Origin of the sequence: Paenilisteria riparia FSL S10-1204 (assembly GCF_000525995.1) — a bacterium.
GTDB lineage: Bacteria > Bacillota > Bacilli > Lactobacillales > Listeriaceae > Listeria_A > Listeria_A riparia.
Genome location: NZ_AODL01000021.1, coordinates 46254 through 65905 on the forward strand (window position 1 = coordinate 46254; position 19652 = coordinate 65905).

A 19652-nucleotide genomic window follows, 5' to 3' on the forward strand; every position below is an offset into this window, starting at 1 on the left:
TTAAAACTCCTTCGTCATAGCACGATGTTCCTCCACATGCGCGCGAAGCACATCAAAACGATCGCTATCAAATTTATCTAAAACGGCTTGGGCAACTTCCCAAGCAACAACGGCTTCAGCAACAACACTCGCTGCAGGAACCGCGCAACTATCTGAACGTTCCACACTCGCATTAAAAACTTCCTTCGAATCAATGTCTACACTTTGCAGTGGCTTGTACAGCGTCGGAATCGGCTTCATGACACCACGAACAACAATTGGCATCCCGTTCGTCATACCGCCTTCAAAACCACCCAAATTATTCGTCCGTCTCGTATAGCCATCTTCTTCGGACCATAAAATTTCATCCATCACTTCACTACCTGGCTTGCGTGCCGCCTCAAAACCAACACCAAACTCTGCACCTTTAAACGCATTGATGCTCACGATGGCTTGCGCAATTTTAGCATCTAATTTACGATCCCATTGCACGTAACTGCCTAGACCCGCTGGTACGCCACCAACAACAACTTCCACAATGCCACCAATCGTATCACCATTTTTCTTCGCGTCATCGATTTTTTGCTTCATTTCTTCTTCTTTGGCCGTATCTAAGCAACGTACTGACGATGCTTCCGAGATTTCTTGAATTTCTTTAATCGAGTAGTCCCGCGTCAATTCTGCGCGAACACCACCGATTTCGAGCACATGACCTGCCACTTCAATACCAAGTTCCGCAAGCAGCTTCTTCGCAATCGCACCTGCCGCCACACGTACCGTTGTTTCACGAGCCGAAGAACGCTCTAACACATTTCTCATATCGCGATGCCCGTACTTCATGCCACCGACCAGATCCGCGTGACCTGGACGTGGACGGGAAACTCTGCGCGACGCCTCATTTTTCTCAGGAACAGGCTCAATGCTCATTACAGTTTCCCATTTCTTCCAATCTTTATTCTCCACAAAAATAGCAACAGGCGAACCCATCGTTTTGCCGTGACGAATCCCTGCTGAAATCTGCGCACGATCCGTCTCAATCCGCATCCTAGCGCCGCGACCGTGACCGCCTTGACGTCTTGTCAATTCTTTATTAATATCTTCTGCTAAAAGAGGCATCCCTGCTGGTAATCCCTCAATAATTGTCGTAAGGCCTGGGCCATGCGATTCTCCCGCTGTTAAGTATCTCATCTTCTCTACTTCCTTTCCATTTTTCAATCTATTAAAAACTAAAAATATTTTAGCGCTTTAAAGTGTATTTGTAATATCATATCATAATTCCAACCCGACGTAAACAGAAAATAACGAAAGAGGATGGAACATAACCCAAATAAATCGGCGACAAGCGCTCGCATTCAGGGGATGCGGCAGACTTCCGGTTCTCACATACACCAGTATGCTCCGCTTCCGGCTTCCACCACATCCCCTGAATACAAACGCTTTCGCTCGATTTGTGTAAAGCAAAATTTTCGTCCTACCCAAAGTAAATGGCCCAGCGGTTTTGCTTTATCTTGAGTTTGTTCCAACCTCCATCTATTCCTTATCCAGTTTATAACCAAACATCGATGGCTTTCTCATACGAAATCAATTCCTCTTCCTTGAAAAAAAGACCGATTTCCCGTTGCGCACTTTCCGGCGAATCCGAACCGTGAATCACATTCCGATTCATATGTACCGCCAAATCCCCGCGCATCGTTCCTTGCTCTGCTTCTAGCGGGTTTGTTTTCCCCATCATATGACGCGCAAGTGAAATCACCTCATCACCTTCCCAAACCATTGCAAAAACTGGCCCAGACGTGATAAATGCTAATAAATCTGGAAAAAATGCTTTGCCGACATGCTCCGCATAATGTTGTTTTGCGAGCTCCTCATCGATTTGCATGAATTTGGCGCCGACCAATTTCAGTCCTTTTTTCTCCAAGCGACTCACAATTTCACCAATAAGTCCACGCTGTACACCATCTGGTTTTACCATTAAATACGTTCTTTCCATAGCTCATGCCTCCCTAGTATTTTCGTTTATCTAAAAACTGCACGATTTGCTTCAACGGTTTTAATTCTTTGGAAGGCGGGAACTCATCTAAAATTCCGATGGCCTTTTGTAAATAGGTTTCTGCAATTGCTTCTGATTTAGCGATAGCTCCTGATGCCTTAATCGTCTCAATGAACGGCGCCATATCCTCTTTCGTCGTTGTTTCTGAAATCTGACGAAGCTGCGCACGAAACGCCTTGTCTTCCATTGCAAAAAAGACAGGCAACGTCACATTTCCTTGGCGCAAGTCCTCTCCTGCAGGTTTTCCGAGCGTTTTCTCTGATCCGGTAAAATCCAATACATCATCGGTAATCTGGAAAGACATTCCCACATAATACCCGAACAAGAAAAGTTTGCGATGCCACTTCGAATCGAGCTGAGCCACAATACCGCCAAGTTCGCAACTCGCCGCAATCAATAATGCCGTTTTGCGCTTAATGCGACGCAAATACGTCCTTACATTTTGCTCAAAATCGTATTTTGCGCGTAACTGTTCAATTTCACCAACAGCCAATTCGACCGTTACTTTCGAAAGCACTTGATGCGCCTCTAAGTTAGCAATTTTGGTCATGTATTCGAGTGATTTGGCAAATAGAAAATCGCCAGTATACATAGCCACATGGTTGCCCCACTTCGATTTAATCGTCGGCAAGCCGCGCCTGACATCCGCATCATCCACCACATCATCATGCACAATGGAAGCCATATGTATTAACTCCACCGCAACAGCCGCCTGCTCTACTTGATTCCACTGAAACTGGCCGAGCCGTGCCGTTAAACAAACAAAAATTGGCCGAATCCGCTTTCCACCAGCATTGAGCAGTTGTAACGCAGCTTCTTCCACTAGCGGTGCTTGTTCGGATTTCACAGCAAGTCGCAACTCTTCCTCGATTGCCGCTACATCCGCTTGAATATTAGAATATAGAAAATTAAGTTTCATCTGCCCCACCTATTGTTCCTTCTTTTTATACCCAAAATGCGTCGCGCTTGCTCCACCACTATGCGGAACATAACGAACATGGTCAAATCCAGCCTCTTGAAACATATTTGCCAACTTCTTCATACCTGGGAAACTACGCGTTGATTCTTCTAGCCACGCATATTCTTCATAACTCTTCGCAAAAAGTTTACCCATTAACGGCATCATATGGCGGAAATAAAAGAAGAACAACTGATTGTAACCTGGAATCGTTGGTGTGGATGTATCTAAACAAGTGAGCAAGCCACCTGGTTTTAACACACGATACATCTCCTGTAACACCGTCATATAATCCGGAACGTTTCGCAACCCAAAACCAATCGTCACATAATCAAACGAATCATCCGCAAACGGTAATTCCATAGCATTCCCGTGCATCAACACAATGTTTTCCAGTCCCGTAGTAGTGACTTTTTCTTTTCCTACTTCTAACATGTTCTCACTGAAATCCAGCCCAATAACCGAACCAGATGCCCCTACAGCCTCTGCCATAGTAATCGTCCAATCCGCCGTGCCACAACAAACATCAAGTGCCGACGCGCCTTCTCTCACACGCATTAATTCCATTGTTTTCTTACGCCACTTTGCATGTAATCGGAAGCTAATCAAGCTATTCATTCGGTCATAACTTGGAGAAATTTTTTCAAATACATTGTGCACTTTTTTGTTCTTTTGTTTCCATCATTTTATCATTTCTCCTTATTGTCCGAGTAGCTCTTGCAACCTTTTCTCTGTCATTTCAGAAATCGCAAGCCCATTCTTATTTGCCTTTATCTCCATTTTCACTGTCACGATTAAATCTTCTAACCATGTCACAAAATCAGCCTGTGCATTCATCGCCATATAGCCATGCTCATACGCTGTTTTGAATAACGATTCACCTTTTTGGAGCCATTTCTTGCGCTCATCTAATAAATACCTCAACAAAATCGCGTATGCGCCAACTTGCACAAATGTTTCGCTACATTCAAAATGCATCGCAAATTTTTCGAAAATCGCGGTTTTGGATTTCACTAAATGTGCTAGATAATCCTCGTCACCTGTAATATGCAGTTGATACAAGTTCACCTTCGCTTCATTCGTCTCCTGCACCCCGCGCTGTAAAGTTGCCAACAAATCAATCATGCCAAACTCGGCTAATGTACGGTAATATAAACTACTATAAAAATCGCCCGCAAGCACCGTCAACTGTCTTTCCTGCGACGTTTGCCGCGTGCGATCGGTCACTTCATCAATGCCATCATGCGTATCATGCGCTAAAATAACATACAGTGTTGCGCCAATCACTTGGTTGGCTACACTATCATCCACATCCGTTCCTCTAATCGCCTCATGTAGCCACAGCATCTGATCTTTATCCACTTCCGGTCCTTCAAAATTCTCCCCAAGAAATCGATACGTCGTCCGATCTAAGACAAGTGCTTCCACCTGCTTTAACTGCGCTACGCCACCTTGATAACTCATTGACAAAATCCCCTTCAAAACTCGTTTATCACACACTATAAATTATAGCATAATCATTACAAAAACTGCTATATCTACTCATTCGTTAATTTTTAATTAGAGCCATCACTTCACTGCGTAGCTTATCATCATTTCTAAAAGCACCACGAACCGCACTAGTTACTGTCTTAGCACCAGGTTTATTCACGCCACGAATCGTCATACACATATGCTCTGCTTCTACGATGACCATAACGCCAAGCGGTTTTAGTTTGTCCATCATAATTTCGGCTACTGTTGTTGTAATCCGTTCTTGTAACTGCGGACGTTTACTCACATCGTCTACGACACGTGCAAGCTTACTAAGCCCAGCAACGCGACCATTTTGCGGTAAATAAGCGACATGCGCGACTCCAAAAAACGGCACTAAATGGTGCTCACACATCGATGAAAATCGAATATCTTTGACCAACACTAGTTCTTCATGTTGTTCCTCAAACACAGTATTAAAATGGACCGATGGATCTTTTCTTAGTCCAGAAAATACTTCTTCGTACATTCTTGCTACGCGCATTGGTGTATCTAAAAGGCCTTCGCGTTCTGGATTTTCACCGACTGCTTCTAGTATAACTTTTACTGCATCTGCAATTTTCTGTTTATCTATTTGCTCCATTAGTATTCCCCTTTACAAACCCGTTATAACCTACCTCGCTATTTTAACATAGGTAGGATATGAGGTAAATGTTAATTGCTTGGAGATTGGACGTTTCGCTGGATAAATTCAAGATGTCACATCTGCTTCTATAAAACAAACCGCAGAATCATCCCAATATTTTTTGTAAATTGGGGTCGCTTTATCGGCTAGATTTAGTTGATACATGCGGAATGTAACAAGTTGATTTTTTGGTTGCCATTGTTCTTCGTAAGAATATTGGTAGTGCATGCCGAGTTGAATCATCACGCCGCCGCTTCGAGGATTGTTTCTGTCGTGTGTCGCCGTGACGAACGGAATGCCGTCTTTTTTTGCCTGTGCAAGAATGGCTTGACCGGCTTCTGTTACAATACCTTGATGCCAAAATTCTTTGGTAAGGCCGTATCCTAAGTCGTGGCTGTCGCTCATGCTGATGTGTATGTAGCCAATTGGGATGTTGTCTTCTTTTAGACAAATCGCGTATTGATAGGCTTGCTTTTGTTTGTAGGCAGCGGCGTATTGGTTTTCCCAGTAGTTTTTTGCGTCGGTGTGGTTTTTTTAAGGGAAACATGGGTAGGAATTTATTTACTTCTTTGTCGCTGTGTATGTTTAGTAAGGCTGGTAGGTCGGATGGGGTGAATTTTCTTAGTGTTAGTCTGTTGGTTTGGAGGGGTGGGGTGTTTTGGATGGACATCGGATTATCACATCGGTTGGGATTTTGGTTGGTGCTAAGGGTGTTTGCGTTTAGGATTTGAGAAGATGTAGCAATAGATTAAACCCATGGATTAACCCATCGCTTCGCTCACGCTTATGTTGTTGGCGTAATTCATTGCATTCAAACGCCACCAACAACAAAAAAAGAGCCCAAAGACTCTTTTTCCGTGCTTAAAAAGTGTATGTAATTATTTAACAGCTTCTTTAAGCGCCTTACCTGGTTTGAATGCAGGAACTTTGCTTGCAGGAATGTCAATCTCTTCCTTTGTACGTGGGTTGCGACCTTTACGAGCAGCACGTTCACGTACTTCAAAGTTACCAAATCCGATTAATTGAACTTTTTCACCTTTAGATAAAGAAGTTTGGATTGTTTCAAAAACAGCTTCTACAGCTTTAGCAGCGTCTTTTTTAGAAAGATCTGCAAGCTCAGCTACGCTATTTACTAAATCAGTTTTGTTTGCCATTGTGTTTCACCTCCTTAAGAGAATAATACCAAGTGTTCAGGTCTTAGCTAACACTTTCTTATTCATTTTCCAAAATAAGCTAAACTTCTATGGAAATTCTCAGAAGAATTTCGGCTGGAATGGCATTTTACTGCCGTTTCAGTAATTCTGATAAAAGATTATCACATTCTTCTTACAACTGCAAGGATTTAGAAGCGAAAGTTAAAAAAAATTCACAAACTTTTTTTTCTTAAATCTTCTTAGTCCTAGTTGCACAAACGTGATTATATCAAGCTGTTAAGCATAATACTAACGCGAGAGTCCTATAATAGCAAGTAAAAACACGCCAAATAGCAAAAATAGTTCAAATTCCTTAAAAAAAAACGCCTAAATCTGCTCCTTTGCCTGAAAACTCTAGGTTTCAACTACTATTATCCTTCTAACATCATAGTTTGGAATTTTGCTTTTTCTGTGGGCGTAATGCCGATTCCTTTTTCGAGATATGCGTCTACAGAACCGTATTCTTTTTGCATTTCATCGAAGGCAATTTCTAAATAGGCAGGTCGCGCTTCCGCCATCGGTCTGAAATTTTCTAAATCAATTTTTTTCTCACTGGTAGAAAAAGCATTGACTAATCCTTGCATTTCGCCAAGGATATCGTCGGCATATTGATTTGTAAGCTCGTAATCCGCCAAAATTATATTTTCAGGTACATCTAATAATTTTAATAATAGTGCGCCTAAAACACCTGTACGGTCTTTTCCCGCGGTGCAATGAAATAGGAATGGCACTTCTTCTTTTTCGATGATGTCGTTAAAAATCTCGCGGAAACCAGCTTTGGACTGTACAAAAACGCGGTAACTCTCGCCCATCAATGGTTCGTAGACGCGGTGGTCATCCGGAATATAGATTTTTTGTGATTCTGTAGATTCGTTTTTTGCAGTGCCGATTGGGATGTGCCGATTTTTGATGTTGGCTAGGGCTGGTGTCGGTTTGGCTGCTATTTCTGATGTGCTACGCAAGTCGCAAATCCAGCTCACGCCTAGTTTTTCAAGTGTGTCTTTATCTTTTTCGGTAATATTGGTGAGGAGAGAAGAGCGATATAGTTTGCCCCATCTCACCGTTTTTCCAGCCGTATTGACATAGCCGCCCAAGTCACGGAAATTAAAGCAGCCTTCTAGCGGAATCGTACGTTCACCGACAACAGTATTCGTGCCATCAGAATGCTGAATAATGAAAAATACTGGTGTGTCATCGGTTACGAGTACAAGCTTTGTTTCCTGGTCCACAACGAGTAATTTTTTTTTTCGAACTAGTCGGTGCTGCTGTATTGCTTTGAAAAATAATCGAACCTGCCAAAATATCCGTTGGAGACCAAGTCAAGGTTAACTGGTTGCCATGGCGATTTGTTTGTATCATATCTTTCCCTCCAAATCGTAATCTTTTCCTCTCCATCCTAGCACAAATCCATTAAAAAAAACCTCTTACAGCCTAAGCCATAAAAGGTACAGCGTGTCGACAAACGCCCATTTTGTTGGAACTGTTCGATGTTAACGAGCTACAGTTCCAATATAATAGTGAGCGAAGTGATGGATTAATCCTTGCCCAGAAACTAGGCATTTGTCGACACACTGAGGTTTAGAGACACGAACAGGTCTATGCTTTAAATATAGTTTTTTTACAGTCTGGTCTTAGTATTCTTCTTTTTCGAGCTTCCGGTCGCGACCCATTAAACGGTCAACCGCGGTTTGTGGGTTTTCGTCTTCGAACAAGACTTTGTAAATCGCTTCGGTGATTGGCATGTCGATTTGTAATTTTTGCGCCCATTGGTGAACGGCTTTGGCTGTGCGAACTCCTTCGACGACCATTCCCATGTTCTCCAATACTTTGTCCAAGCTTTCGCCTTTACCAAGCATGTTCCCAGCGCGCCAATTTCGTGAATGGACACTCGTACAAGTGACGATTAAATCACCAATACCTGTCAAACCATAAAATGTTTGTGGGTCAGCACCAGCCGTTACACCAAGTCGTGTAATTTCGGCCATACCACGCGTCATTAGCGCCGCCTTCGCATTGTCGCCATAACCAAGACCGTCCGTGATACCTGCGCCAAGTGCGATAATATTTTTCAAAGCGCCACCGATTTCAGCGCCAATCACATCTTCGTTTGTATAAATACGCAAATTATTGTTTAAAAAAGCATCCTGAACGATTTCTGCCGCTTTCAAATCTTTGCAACTCGCACAAAGCGTTGTCGGATGGTGGCGAACGACTTCTTCTGCGTGACTCGGACCAGAAAGAACAACTAAAGCAGAACGTTTTTCAGGCGCTACCTCTTCTTCAATCACTTGCGTCATGCGTAAATTCGTATCTGGTTCGATACCTTTACTTACGTGTACAAGCAGTGTAGGCTCTTTCAAAGCATCATTTAACTGACTGCAAACAATTCTCATCGCACTTGTCGGAATCGCAATAACGACCATCTGAGCGTCTTCTAAAGCTTCTTCTAATACAAGCGTTGCCCGCATTTTAGGAGAAAGCTCCATATCAGGAAGATAATGTTGATTGGTATGCTTCGTATTCAGTTCATCCACAACCTCCGGATGGTTACCCCAAATCATAACATCATGCCCGTTTTCAACCAAAACCAACGCCAAACCGGTGCCCCAACTACCAGCACCAAGAACAGCAATCTTCTGTTTCTTCATCATCAAACTCGCCCCTTTACTATTAAAAATTATGAGAGAACGTATAAATTAAGTTAAAACCTCTATCCTCAATATTTTCGCGTAAGACGTAAAATCCCGATTTACTTCGCATATGCACTACGCCATTTATTTTCTTTGGCGGGCGATTAATCGAATTGGCGTACCATCGAACGGGAAGGCCTCGCGGATTCGATTTTCTAAAAAGCGTTCGTAAGAAAAATGCATGAGTTCTGGTTCATTGACGAACACAACAAATGTTGGCGGTCTAACAGCAACTTGTGTCGTATAGTAAATTTTCAAGCGTTTGCCTTTATCCATTGGAGATGGGTTCATCGCCACCGCATCCATAATAACGTCGTTGAGCAAGCTCGATTGTACTCGCAATGAATGGTTATTACTAATATCGTTAATCATTGGGAAAAGATTCGTCAGGCGCTGTTTCGTTAATGCGGATACGAAAACAATCGGCGCATATGTCAAGAACAAGAACTGTTCACGGATATCTTGAATAAAGGCATTCATTGTTTTCTCGTCTTTTTCAATCGCATCCCATTTATTCACAACGACTAAAATACCACGTCCTGCTTCGTGCGCATAGCCAGCAATTCGCTTATCTTGTTCGCGAATCCCTTCTTCAGCATTGAGCACGACTAAAACAACATCGCTTCGTTCAATCGCTCGCATAGCCCGCAATACACTGTACTTCTCGGTGGATTCGTAGACTTTACCACGTTTACGCATACCCGCCGTATCAATCATGACATATTCTTGCCCCTCATATTCATAATGCGTATCGATCGCATCCCGCGTCGTTCCAGCAACATCAGAAACAATCACGCGGTTTTCGCCTAGCAAAGCATTCAAGATAGAAGATTTTCCAACATTCGGGCGACCGATAAGCGAGAATTTAATCACGTTATCATCGTATTCTTCCTCATCCAATTCAGGAAATTTCTTAAATACTTCATCCAGTAAATCACCAAGCCCTAAACCATGGGACCCTGAAATTGGGAACGGCTCGCCAAACCCTAGTGAATAAAAATCATAAATTTGGTCACGCATTTCTGGATTATCGACTTTATTTACCGCCAAAACAACGGGTTTATTCGAACGATATAAAATTTTTGCCACTTGGTCATCGGCATCCGTTACACCTTCACGACCATTTGTAATAAAAATAATCACATCTGCTTCATCAATCGCAATCTCCGCCTGCGCCTTAATTTGCGCTAAAAATGGCTCGTCTCCTAAATCGATTCCGCCTGTATCAATAATATTAAAATCACGTCCAAGCCAATCTGCCGAATTATAAATCCGGTCCCTTGTAACTCCCGGAATATCTTCCACAATCGACACACGTTCGCCGACGATGCGGTTGAAAATAGTGGATTTGCCGACGTTCGGACGACCGACAATCGCTACTACTGGTTTAACCATTATTTCACCTTCTTTTTCTTTAAATTACTTTTTCAAACTTTCTTTAGTTTAACAGTAAATGCACCTAGTATCAACTTAAATTTGCAAACAAAAAACGAGAAATCAGTAGATGCGCAAACGATTATGCGTAACACCGACTCCTCGCTTCATAATAAAATGGAACTTATTTATTATCTGTATCTAAATTTTTTAGTTTATCACCAATCAAGTCACCTAGTTGGAAACCAGTGCTTTCTTCCGGCAATTCGTAGTCTGCTACTTCTACAGGAGCCTCTGTCAATTCTTTGATGCTTAGTGACAAACGTTTGTCAGTTTCGTTAACATCGAGAACTTTGACTTCCACTTCTTGACCTTCTTTTAACACTTCTTGTGGTGTGCCAATATGTTGATGAGAGATTTGTGAAATATGCACTAACCCTTCCACACCTGGGAAAATTTCAACGAAAGCGCCGAATGTTACGAGACGGGCTACTTTACCTTTTAGTACAGCGCCAACTGGAGCTTTCTCAGCGATGTCATCCCATGGTCCTGGTTGTGTTTCTTTAATAGATAAAGAAATGCGCTCATTCGCGGGGTCAACACCGATAACTTTTACTTTCACCGATTGTCCTTCTTCTAATACATCAGAAGGTGCTGCAATATGTTGATAAGAGATTTGTGAAATATGAACAAGACCGTCGATACCGTCCATGTCTACAAAAGCACCAAAACTAGTTAGGCGTTGTACAGTGCCTTCTACAACATCGCCTTCTTTAATTTCACTCAAACGCGCTTGCTTCTTACCAGCCTTTTCAGCTTCTACAACAGCACGATGCGATAGGATAACGCGATTGTTCTCTGGCTCAAATTCCACTACTTTGAAAGTCAACGTTTGATCTTTATAAGACGCGAAATCTTCTACAAAATGGTCCTCTACAAGCGATGCTGGCACGAATGCACGAACGCCTAAATCAACCACTAAGCCACCTTTTACAACATCATTTACTACCGCTTCGAATACTTCTCCAGATTCGAATTTCGCTTTAATATCATCCACAGAACGAAGCGCATCTACTTTACGCTTAGATAATACTAATACATCGTCTTCTACTTTCAAAACGATTAAATCTAACGTATCGCCAACACTAGCGACATCTGAGGCTTGTTCAATATGAACATTAGATAATTCACTGATTGGGACAACACCATCTAATTTGGAATCAGGTATGCCAACATACACCTGTTTATCCTCTACACTAGTAACCGTACCAGTGACTTTGTCGCCTTCTTCAAAATTTCTAACTTCTACATCATTTAATTCTTCAGACATGTATAGCCCTCCTCTAAAACATTTATCGTAATTAGGACTTCCAAAAGATTGACTGTTCCAAGTATAATTAAGCGCGTAAATGCGACAAATAAGCAGGAATACGGCTTCAATCTAAAACGATACTAGAAAATCCTATTGACGAGATAAATTCTCTCTCTACTAACTTCCTACAAAAGCGCGAATTTGTCAAGTTTTTTCGGTCGTTTTCGGCGACTTTTCCTCATCTATTAAAAAATAATTCGCAAACCTAGACTTTTGTATTTTTTGTATAGACTACTGGTTGATTTTTGCTTTCGCTAACTCATGTATAGATTTAGCTACTTCAGCTATTGTCATCGATGTTGTGTCCAATTCAATGGCATCTTTTGCTTTTTGAAGTGGGGAGTGTTCTCTTGTGTAGTCGAGATGATCGCGTTCTTCAATTTCCTTCTTTAGTTGTTCTAAATCGCTTGGGAAACCTTTTGCCACGTTTTCTTTGTAGCGGCGTTCTGCACGTTCCTCCACACTTGCTAACAAGAAGATTTTCAATTCCGCATTCGGCAAAACTGCAGTACCAATATCGCGGCCATCCATAACAATCCCACCTTCTGTTGCAAAAAGCTGCTGCCGTTTCTGCAATTCTTCACGAACAACAGGGTGTGCTGCAACTTCTGAAACATTGGCAGTAACTTCCAGAGAACGAATAATTTCCGTCACATTTTCTTCTCCGATAAAAACTTGTTGTACCTCGCCTGGTTCAAAAGAAATTTGCGTATTTACAAGCATTTCGCCGAGTGCTTTTTCATCATGTAATGGTATTTTTCGATTGATTGCAGCATATGTTACTGCGCGGTACATCGCTCCTGTGTCAATGTAAATATAGTGTAGCTCTTTTGCAACAATTTTAGCTACCGTACTTTTTCCTGCTGCGGCAGGCCCATCAATTGCGATACAAATCTTTTTGCTCATTTCTTTATTCGACTCCTTCATTTATCTGAAATTGGTTTGACAAATTTCTTCTCCAGCAGCAAGTAAAACGGCCAATTTCATACGTGCTTTTTTACTGTCATAATCTTTTCCTAAAATAACGCCTCGTTTGTAAAGATCATACGTGCTACCTTCATAATCATATGTTGTATACACATTGCCTTCCTCGGCACTCGTTGAAATCACAATTGGAATGCCATCAGCTAAGGCTCGCTCAATCGCTGGCATCATTTTCGGTGCAACTTGTCCGCGGCCGACGCCTTCTAAGACAATACCGTTTGCACCAGCTTCACGCGCCGCATCAATGAACAGGCCGTCTGCTTCCAAATAGCATTTCACAATATAGATTTTCTGCATTTCCTGCTTAATTTCGTACGATTCATGCTCCAACGGTTTTTGGTATAGAAATACTTGGTCGTTATCGATAATGCCTAAGTAACCAAACCCAAAAGCGCTAAATCCTTGAATATTGGATGCGTGAACCTTCTTCACATAGCGCGCTGCAAAAATACGTTCATTAAAAACAACAACCGTCCCAGCATCACGCAACTCCTTCACGCTCGCCGTATAAATCGCATGGCGAATATTAATATATGCATCCGATCCTGCTTCCCCCGGTGCCCGTTGCGACCCCGTTACAACAACAGGTCTAGCATCACCAATCGCCAAATCTAAGAAATATGCCGTCTCCTCAAGCGAATCCGTTCCATGTGTCACAACAACCCCATCATATGTATCATCTTCAAAAATCCGCAACACCAAATCCCGAAGCGATACTAAATCCGCAAACGTAACATGCATCGATGGCAATTGAAATGTCGAAAAAATATCAATTTGAATCTCCTCTGGTAACTCACATAATGCCGCCAACTCTTGTCCCGAAAGCTCCCCCGAAGCAAGCCGTCCGGACTCCGTTTTTGTGCTTGCAATCGTTCCACCAGTCGTAATTAACGCTACCTTTGCCAAAAAAAACACCTTCTCCTCAGAAAAAAAGAGTTTGGGACATAACCGGAATAAATCGGCGACAAGTGTTTGTAATATAAACACTCTCGCTCGATTTGTGTAAAGTCGAATCTACATCACCTATTAAAAATTTATTGGTAAACTTCGGCTTTACTTGGCTTTCGTCTCAGACTCTTTTTCCATTATTTTCAAAATATCATTGTGGTAGTTTCAGTACAGTGCCCACTGGTACGTTATTCGAAGATAAACCATTCGCTTGCTTTATTTTCGCTACGTTTGCCGCTACATTTGTACCACCGTATGCTTTACGCGCAATACTGTATAGCGTATCACCCGCTACTACCGTATGTGAAGATGCCGATGCTGCTGCTTGTTCTTCTTGTTTTTTCTTCGCTTCAGCCGCTGCTGCTTGTTGCTGTTCTTTCTCAGCTGCCGCTGCTTGTTGTTTCCGTGTTTCTTCGGCTTTTGCTGCAGCTATGCGATCTTGTTCCGCTTTCTCGGCTGCTGCTTGTTCTTCTTGTTTTTTCTTGGCTTCGTTTGCTGCTGCTTGTTGCTGTTGTTTTTCAGCCGCCGCTTTTTGGTCAGCTTCTTCTTTTGCTTTTGCATCTGCTGCTGCCTTCGCCTTAGCTGCGGCTTCTTCTTTTGCCTTTGCTTCTGCCGATGCTTTTTCCTTCGCTTCTTTTACTTTTGTTTCATTGCTGGAAATGTTGACTTCTTTCTCTTTCTTCGTTTCGGTTTGCGCCGTATTAGTCGTCACTGTATCATCGTTGTTCGGTCCGAAATTCAGCACAAATAAGTATACAGCTAAACAAACAATCGGAATAAGTAAAAAGAAAATGATGAGCAAATTCAATATTGGATAACGAAATATCGCTTTCTTTGATTTATTAGCGCGTCTGCTTTGGGAGCGTGATGGAATTGAGTCTATATAGTCATCATCGTAATCGTCACCTAATTGTTTAAATTCTTTCTCTTCTCCATTATTAAAGTTATCGTCGTGTTTCTTCACCATGCGCGACCCCTCCTCCATTCTGATATCTCATTTTCATATCCATTGCACCAATAAAATTGAACACGATATGAAATATAATCACCGAAATTAAATTCTGATTACTAAATTGAAATAGTCCTGCAATAATTATACTAGTTATTGTAACATTGAACAACAGATATACTTTATTTAAATAGCGAAAATGCACTAGGACAAACAAAATCACACTCGCCCAAAAACCAAAGTAAAATTGGATGACACCGCGAAAAATCAATTCTTCTGTAAAACCAATCAGCACACAAAGCAACAAAACATCCAGTGGCTTTCGGTCTTTAAAAATCAGCTTATTTAGGCCCCCATCGTCTGTAACGCGTTCAGGTAACACACGATCAAGTGTTATATTTATCGCCGCCCAAACAAGTGCCAGCCACACCGCCCAACAAATCGGCTGCCAAGCAAAGCTCAATTCTTTCATCCACTGCAAAATACCAGTACTGATAAAAATAATACCAATTCCGAGTAAAATTAACAAGCCATTTTGAATGAAAAAAACATGTGTTATTTCTTTTTTCGTCATTTTTCGCATGATATCCACTTGGTTTGCCATAACTTCCTCCTATTCAAGCAAATACGCTAAATAATTTTGCCATGCCTGCTCGGTTTCGATTGGCTCGTTCTCACCATAAAAATCAGCCAGCGTCACACCGCAAATATCACAACAGTTCATCGGTTTTGACTTCACAGCTACCTCTTCAAAATAATCACGAATAAATTGACGCCGACACGTGACTCCTTTTAGAAAGTTTAAGAAACTAAATAGGTTTTCTTTTTTCCAGCGCTTACGAAATTGAATTTTTTCTTTGATTTGGTTTGGCGTGAAGCCCATTTCGCGGTAAAATTCTAAAAAACGCCGTTCCGTTAATGGCAATTGTTCCGTAAGCGCCGGGCTCAGGTGCACTAGTTCTTCCTCTGGCAAATCACGATCTTGCAATTGCAGTTGAATCGCCTCGTCCCCATCGGCATAAAGCAAAATCGCCACACTCGGATTTCCATCACGACCAGAACGACCAATCTCCTGCAAGTACGCCTCTAAGTCACCTGGCATATGAAAATGAATCACATAGCGAATATCGCCTTTATCAATCCCCATTCCAAACGCACTCGTCGCGCAAATCAAATGCAACTGATTCTGGATAAACTGCTGCTGAATCGTCATTCGGTCCTCCCCACTCATATCTCCGTGGTAAAATGCCGTTGCTAAGCCGTGCATCTCCGCGATTTCATACGCATACCGCTCCGCTAACTTCTTACTAGAAAAATAAATAATACCAGGACCTTTGAGTGAACCAACCAACTGCAGCAACTGGGCGTGTTTCGCGTTCCTCGTCTCCACTTGCTGTACCATCATCGCGATATTAGGGCGATCCACTGAATGAATCACATCTACACAATTGGTTAGCTGCAACTGCGTTTTAATATCCGCTCGCACTCTCCGCGTTGCCGTTGCCGTTAAAACAAGCGTGACAGGATTTTCTAACTGCGCGCGAACAGTCCCAAGTTCCAAATAATCCGGCCTAAAATCATGTCCCCACTGCGAAATACAATGCGCCTCATCCACTACAAAAAGGCCAATCGACAACTGCGAAATCGCCGCCCGAACCCGCGAATTTCCAAGTATTTCCGGCGATACAAAAATAAATTTATAACTAGCAAGCGTCCCCATCGCCAACCGTTTTTCCTCACCAGTTAAAAAACTATTCAGCGCAATGACCCGTTTCTCGCCATTCGCTCGCATCCGTTCCACTTGGTCTTGCATCAACGAAAGCAGCGGCGAAACAATCAAAACCGCGCCATCCATCAAATAGCCAGGCAACTGATAACATACCGTTTTCCCAGTCCCCGTCGGCAACATCGCAAAACAATCCTGTCCTACCAAAACTTGTTCAATGACTTCTTTTTGCCCCGCTCGAAATTCGCGAAATCCTAAAAACTGCTCTAACTGCTCCTCTAATTGCATTTCGCGCCACTCCTTTTTACAATCAAAGCCAGCCGAATTTGGAAATAATCCAGTTCGCCAAACGCCTCTTTGATTTCCTTCAACGACTGCCACGTTCCTTGCGCAATACCGTCCACTGTGGCTTCATCAATCCAAGTACCGACTGAAAAATCAGGCACCGTCGCAGCAATTTCTACCAGATGATCTTGAATCGTGCTCCACTTCAAACGTCTAATCGCCATCACTCGCTCCGTATCAAAACCTTGTCGCAACAAATGTAGCGTCTCTTGTGCCGAAGTCGTCAATTCCCGCGTCGCATCTGGCATCAACTTTTGCAACATCGGAAACCGCTCCAACTGCGCCAACAACTTATGTAACCCATCCAACCATTCAAAATAATACGCCCACGGCTCCATGTCAAGTTCGCTCGCAACCTGCAATCCTGTCTTACCAATATACTCGCCACCAGAAAACCGCGGCACATACAAATCCGCCTTCGCATCCTGCAACCACATAGTCAGTTCCCTATAAAACGCCGTCCGCGCCTCAATTCGCGTCTCTTCCTGCAACAAATAACCCAGCCACTGCTTCACGACAAACTGCGTCTCCTCATCGCGCACAATCGGCAAATAACGTTTCCGCTCATGCTTCCAGTTACTAAACACCTGCACCGCCAAAAGCAAGCGCTCAAAAAAAGGCGCCGTCCGACTCTGAAACGAAAACCCATCCAAATCGCCAAACCGCTCCGCAAAGCCCGATTCCGGCACACCCAAAAGCGACACCCCGTCCTCGTCCAACGCAATCCAGCCCGCATCCCGCAACTGCCCCAAGCGCGCATCAAAATGCCGTTGTCGCATCATCGGCACACAACCAAAAAAACGCGTCACATCAAACAAATGCGAATCCTGCACCGCCTGCCCCGTCCTTTTTCCCGTCACAATCGCATACAAAAAAGCAGGCTTACGCTTCCGCGGAAACGCAGCAATCACATGTAACAAATACTCATCCAACACATCCACATTCGCCCACTCCATTTCCGATACTTTCCCACTATTTTAACACGAAAACATCTGTTCGGCATCCCTATTTGCGAAATTTGCTAAAAAAGACTTTTGAGAGTAAAATCAAGTAGAATATCTCACGAAAGGAGTGTCTTCCATGAAATACACAATCGTCGACCAATCCACCTGCATCGCTTGCGGCGCCTGCTCCGTTCACGCCCCCGACCTGTTCGACTACAACGACGAAGGCCTAGCATTCACGATACAAGACGACAACACAGGCACAGCACCCATTCCTGCTAACCTCGAAGAAGACGCCATAGACGCCGAACAAGCCTGCCCGTCTTTATCCATAAAAATAGCGGATCACCCGTTTCATGGCAACCCGCTCAAATATGATTCTTAATTTTTAAAAAGCATCTTACACCACACCATGATGCTTTTTATCTTTGCTTACTTTTAGTTTAACAATCGTGTTTTTCATAATCCAAGAACGCATCCTGCCGTACACTAAGATAAATACCGCGCCGACAACCACACCTTTTAATAAGTTAAATGGTATAATCGCTGTCGTAACAAGCGCTGCAATATTTGTCCCAGCTGGCAAACCGCCCACCGTAATATAAAAAGGTAATACGACAAAGTAATTAAGTAGCGATATCACCACCGTCAACGTCACTGTTCCAATCCCAACCCCTAAAATCATTGCTTTGGTCGAACGCGCATAACGGAACACATAGTAGATTGGCAACACGAAACAAATTCCCGATAAGAAATTTGTCAGCTCACCAACAGGTACACCAACAAAGCTCCCCGTTACTAAATACTCCAGCACATTCTTCACAAATTCAATTAAAATAATAGCAAGCGGACCAAACAATAATCCACCAATCGCCGCAGGAATATCACTAAAATCAAGCTTCAAAAATGGTGCACTCGGCAATAACGGGAATTGAATCAACATAATGACAAACGCCACCGCTCCCAATACTGCAATACTTACAAACGCCTTTAAAGAATACTTCTTCATCAAAATCACTTCTCCTTAGATGTTCATCCTAAGAATCTGCGGTTTCCCTTTTATCTACGACACTACACGAAAAAAATCCCCCGAAAAAAACAATCGAGGGATGGTATGTGAAATTCCAAACATGTCATGTGTATTCAAACAAGACCTCCTGCAAACACAACAAAAACAAGTTGCGTCGTTAAAAATGGTCACGCCAAAATAGACTACTGACAAGTCAATTTTTCAAGTAGGTACGCCAAACAACAAGCGAACCAACATCTCCTCCCATCCAGACTATACTGTCGGTTTTGGAATTGCACCAAATCAACCATCTCAAAAAGAAACAGTTCGTGGACTTTAACCACCGGTCGGGAATTACACCCTGCCCCGAAGATGAACGATATTTTATTTTTTGTTACCTGCTCATTGTATCATAAGGAATTCCTGCCTGTAAACCCTGCAAAACTCATCCCCAAGGAATATCTGTAGACAAAGAGGCGGCTAGTGCCCGACTTTGCGTCAAACGTTTCTTACGTGCTTGACTCCGTTCTTCCGCATCGCGACTAATCATTTTTTCCTCATCACTTTGCGGAACAACCGTTGGCACTTCAACCGTTTTGCCATTATCATCAATCGCGACAAACGTCAAAAATGAAGTTGCAGCTAAATAACGCTCGCCATCTTTTAAGTTCTCCGCAATCACTTTTACGAAAATTTCCATCGAAGAACGCCCTGTTGACGCCACATACGATTCCAAACAAACGGAATGATCATTTTTAATCGGTTGCAAAAAGTCTACGGAATCCGTCGATGCTGTAACAATACCTGTACGACAATGACGGGATGCGCTAATAGAAGCCGTATCATCAATATAGGTCATCAAGCGCCCACCGAAAAGCGTATTATGATTATTTGTGTCAGATGGAAATACCCGACTTGTCTTAATTACAAGCGAATCTTTACAAAATTTTTTGCATACGTTCTGTCATTTTTA

18 protein-coding genes, 3 pseudogenes and 1 riboswitch are annotated in these 19652 nt (G+C 42.7%); of the genes and pseudogenes, 1 reads left to right on the forward strand and 20 read right to left on the reverse strand.

Translation table 11 applies throughout. The annotated features are described in order from the left end of the window. The 18 genes and pseudogenes from aroC to PRIP_RS11245 form a co-directional block, all read right to left on the reverse strand. Nucleotides 1-1167, reverse strand: a complete 1167-nt coding sequence (gene aroC / locus PRIP_RS11160) for a chorismate synthase (protein WP_036101238.1) — start codon at nt 1165-1167, stop codon at nt 1-3. Between the two features lie 358 nt (nt 1168-1525). Then, nucleotides 1526-1969, reverse strand: a complete 444-nt coding sequence (ndk, locus tag PRIP_RS11165; RefSeq protein WP_036101239.1) for a nucleoside-diphosphate kinase — start codon at nt 1967-1969, stop codon at nt 1526-1528. A gap of 13 nt (nt 1970-1982) precedes the next feature. Next, entirely contained in the window at nt 1983-2948 is a 966-nt protein-coding gene (gene hepT, locus PRIP_RS11170) for a heptaprenyl diphosphate synthase component II (protein ID WP_036101270.1), read from the reverse strand. Between the two features lie 9 nt (nt 2949-2957). After that, nucleotides 2958-3672, reverse strand: a pseudogene (locus tag PRIP_RS11175) (demethylmenaquinone methyltransferase). 14 nt (nt 3673-3686) lie between these two features. Continuing rightward, nucleotides 3687-4451 carry a heptaprenyl diphosphate synthase component 1 gene (locus PRIP_RS11180; RefSeq protein ID WP_036101241.1) on the reverse strand — a complete coding sequence of 255 codons (765 nt, stop codon included), beginning with the start codon at nt 4449-4451 and terminating at the stop codon, nt 3687-3689. An 85-nt stretch (nt 4452-4536) separates the two neighbouring features. Then, nucleotides 4537-5103: a GTP cyclohydrolase I FolE gene (folE, locus tag PRIP_RS11185; protein WP_036101242.1), complete on the reverse strand. Its 567-nt coding sequence runs from the start codon at nt 5101-5103 to the stop codon at nt 4537-4539. Nucleotides 5104-5211: 108 nt separating this feature from the next. Further along, nucleotides 5212-5658, reverse strand: a pseudogene (locus PRIP_RS11190) (GNAT family N-acetyltransferase); the annotation flags it as partial. Between the two features lie 365 nt (nt 5659-6023). Beyond that, complete coding sequence (locus PRIP_RS11195) at nt 6024-6299, reverse strand: HU family DNA-binding protein (RefSeq protein WP_003720260.1); 276 nt, start codon at nt 6297-6299, stop codon at nt 6024-6026. A gap of 410 nt (nt 6300-6709) precedes the next feature. Continuing rightward, nucleotides 6710-7694: pseudogene (locus PRIP_RS11200) on the reverse strand (tyrosine-protein phosphatase). Nucleotides 7695-7969: 275 nt separating this feature from the next. After that, a complete protein-coding gene (locus tag PRIP_RS11205) occupies nt 7970-8986 on the reverse strand; it encodes an NAD(P)H-dependent glycerol-3-phosphate dehydrogenase (RefSeq protein ID WP_036101272.1) in 1017 nt (338 codons plus the stop codon). A 126-nt stretch (nt 8987-9112) separates the two neighbouring features. Next, the gene (gene der, locus PRIP_RS11210; protein WP_036101243.1) at nt 9113-10423 is read right to left on the reverse strand and encodes a ribosome biogenesis GTPase Der; all 1311 of its coding nucleotides are present in this window, start codon (nt 10421-10423) and stop codon (nt 9113-9115) included. Nucleotides 10424-10586: 163 nt separating this feature from the next. Continuing rightward, a complete protein-coding gene (rpsA, locus tag PRIP_RS11215) occupies nt 10587-11732 on the reverse strand; it encodes a 30S ribosomal protein S1 (RefSeq protein ID WP_036085851.1) in 1146 nt (381 codons plus the stop codon). A gap of 273 nt (nt 11733-12005) precedes the next feature. Beyond that, nucleotides 12006-12680 (reverse strand): (d)CMP kinase, encoded by a 675-nt coding sequence (cmk, locus tag PRIP_RS11220; protein WP_036101273.1) that lies wholly within the window; start codon nt 12678-12680, stop codon nt 12006-12008. 21 nt (nt 12681-12701) lie between these two features. After that, nucleotides 12702-13664, reverse strand: a complete 963-nt coding sequence (locus PRIP_RS11225) for an asparaginase (protein WP_036101244.1) — start codon at nt 13662-13664, stop codon at nt 12702-12704. 193 nt (nt 13665-13857) lie between these two features. Continuing rightward, complete coding sequence (locus tag PRIP_RS11230) at nt 13858-14673, reverse strand: LysM peptidoglycan-binding domain-containing protein (protein ID WP_036101245.1); 816 nt, start codon at nt 14671-14673, stop codon at nt 13858-13860. Further along, nucleotides 14651-15259, reverse strand: coding sequence for a CPBP family intramembrane glutamic endopeptidase (locus PRIP_RS11235; protein WP_036101246.1), 609 nt, complete (start codon nt 15257-15259; stop codon nt 14651-14653). The genes PRIP_RS11230 and PRIP_RS11235 overlap by 23 nt, the downstream gene beginning before the upstream one ends. 9 nt (nt 15260-15268) lie before the next feature. Continuing rightward, nucleotides 15269-16669, reverse strand: a complete 1401-nt coding sequence (locus PRIP_RS11240; protein ID WP_036101247.1) for a RecQ family ATP-dependent DNA helicase — start codon at nt 16667-16669, stop codon at nt 15269-15271. Next, nucleotides 16660-17682: a YpbB family protein gene (locus tag PRIP_RS11245; RefSeq protein ID WP_077912988.1), complete on the reverse strand. Its 1023-nt coding sequence runs from the start codon at nt 17680-17682 to the stop codon at nt 16660-16662. Before PRIP_RS11245 ends, PRIP_RS11240 begins: the two co-directional genes overlap by 10 nt. Nucleotides 17683-17806: 124 nt before the next feature. Here PRIP_RS11245 and PRIP_RS11250 point away from each other — a divergent pair, with 124 nt between their 5' ends. Beyond that, on the forward strand, nt 17807-18055 hold the full coding sequence (locus PRIP_RS11250) for a ferredoxin (RefSeq protein WP_036101249.1): 249 nt from the start codon (nt 17807-17809) through the stop codon (nt 18053-18055). A gap of 15 nt (nt 18056-18070) precedes the next feature. On the opposite strand, the gene PRIP_RS11255 is transcribed toward PRIP_RS11250, so the two are convergent. Together PRIP_RS11255 and PRIP_RS11260 are read right to left on the reverse strand one after the other, a co-directional pair. Further along, nucleotides 18071-18679: an ECF transporter S component gene (locus PRIP_RS11255; protein WP_036101250.1), complete on the reverse strand. Its 609-nt coding sequence runs from the start codon at nt 18677-18679 to the stop codon at nt 18071-18073. A gap of 252 nt (nt 18680-18931) precedes the next feature. Continuing rightward, nucleotides 18932-19057, reverse strand: a riboswitch (FMN riboswitch). Nucleotides 19058-19124: 67 nt separating this feature from the next. Next, the gene (locus PRIP_RS11260) at nt 19125-19604 is read right to left on the reverse strand and encodes an acyl-CoA thioesterase (protein ID WP_052008868.1); all 480 of its coding nucleotides are present in this window, start codon (nt 19602-19604) and stop codon (nt 19125-19127) included. Nucleotides 19605-19652 lie beyond the last annotated feature (48 nt).

Excerpts from the sequence above, each read along its gene's own strand:
- aroC (WP_036101238.1), bottom strand. The coding sequence starts at position 1,167 with ATGAGATACTTAACAGCGGGAGAATCGCATGGCCCAGGCCTTACGACA.
- ndk (WP_036101239.1), bottom strand. The coding sequence starts at position 1,969 with ATGGAAAGAACGTATTTAATGGTAAAACCAGATGGTGTACAGCGTGGA.
- hepT (WP_036101270.1), bottom strand. The coding sequence starts at position 2,948 with ATGAAACTTAATTTTCTATATTCTAATATTCAAGCGGATGTAGCGGCA.
- PRIP_RS11180 (WP_036101241.1), bottom strand. The coding sequence starts at position 4,451 with ATGAGTTATCAAGGTGGCGTAGCGCAGTTAAAGCAGGTGGAAGCACTT.
- folE (WP_036101242.1), bottom strand. The coding sequence starts at position 5,103 with ATGGAGCAAATAGATAAACAGAAAATTGCAGATGCAGTAAAAGTTATA.
- PRIP_RS11195 (WP_003720260.1), bottom strand. The coding sequence starts at position 6,299 with ATGGCAAACAAAACTGATTTAGTAAATAGCGTAGCTGAGCTTGCAGAT.
- PRIP_RS11205 (WP_036101272.1), bottom strand. The coding sequence starts at position 8,986 with ATGAAGAAACAGAAGATTGCTGTTCTTGGTGCTGGTAGTTGGGGCACC.
- der (WP_036101243.1), bottom strand. The coding sequence starts at position 10,423 with ATGGTTAAACCAGTAGTAGCGATTGTCGGTCGTCCGAACGTCGGCAAA.
- rpsA (WP_036085851.1), bottom strand. The coding sequence starts at position 11,732 with ATGTCTGAAGAATTAAATGATGTAGAAGTTAGAAATTTTGAAGAAGGC.
- cmk (WP_036101273.1), bottom strand. The coding sequence starts at position 12,680 with ATGAGCAAAAAGATTTGTATCGCAATTGATGGGCCTGCCGCAGCAGGA.
- PRIP_RS11230 (WP_036101245.1), bottom strand. The coding sequence starts at position 14,673 with ATGGTGAAGAAACACGACGATAACTTTAATAATGGAGAAGAGAAAGAA.
- PRIP_RS11235 (WP_036101246.1), bottom strand. The coding sequence starts at position 15,259 with ATGGCAAACCAAGTGGATATCATGCGAAAAATGACGAAAAAAGAAATA.
- PRIP_RS11240 (WP_036101247.1), bottom strand. The coding sequence starts at position 16,669 with ATGCAATTAGAGGAGCAGTTAGAGCAGTTTTTAGGATTTCGCGAATTT.
- PRIP_RS11245 (WP_077912988.1), bottom strand. The coding sequence starts at position 17,682 with ATGGAGTGGGCGAATGTGGATGTGTTGGATGAGTATTTGTTACATGTG.
- PRIP_RS11250 (WP_036101249.1), top strand. The coding sequence starts at position 17,807 with ATGAAATACACAATCGTCGACCAATCCACCTGCATCGCTTGCGGCGCC.
- PRIP_RS11255 (WP_036101250.1), bottom strand. The coding sequence starts at position 18,679 with ATGAAGAAGTATTCTTTAAAGGCGTTTGTAAGTATTGCAGTATTGGGA.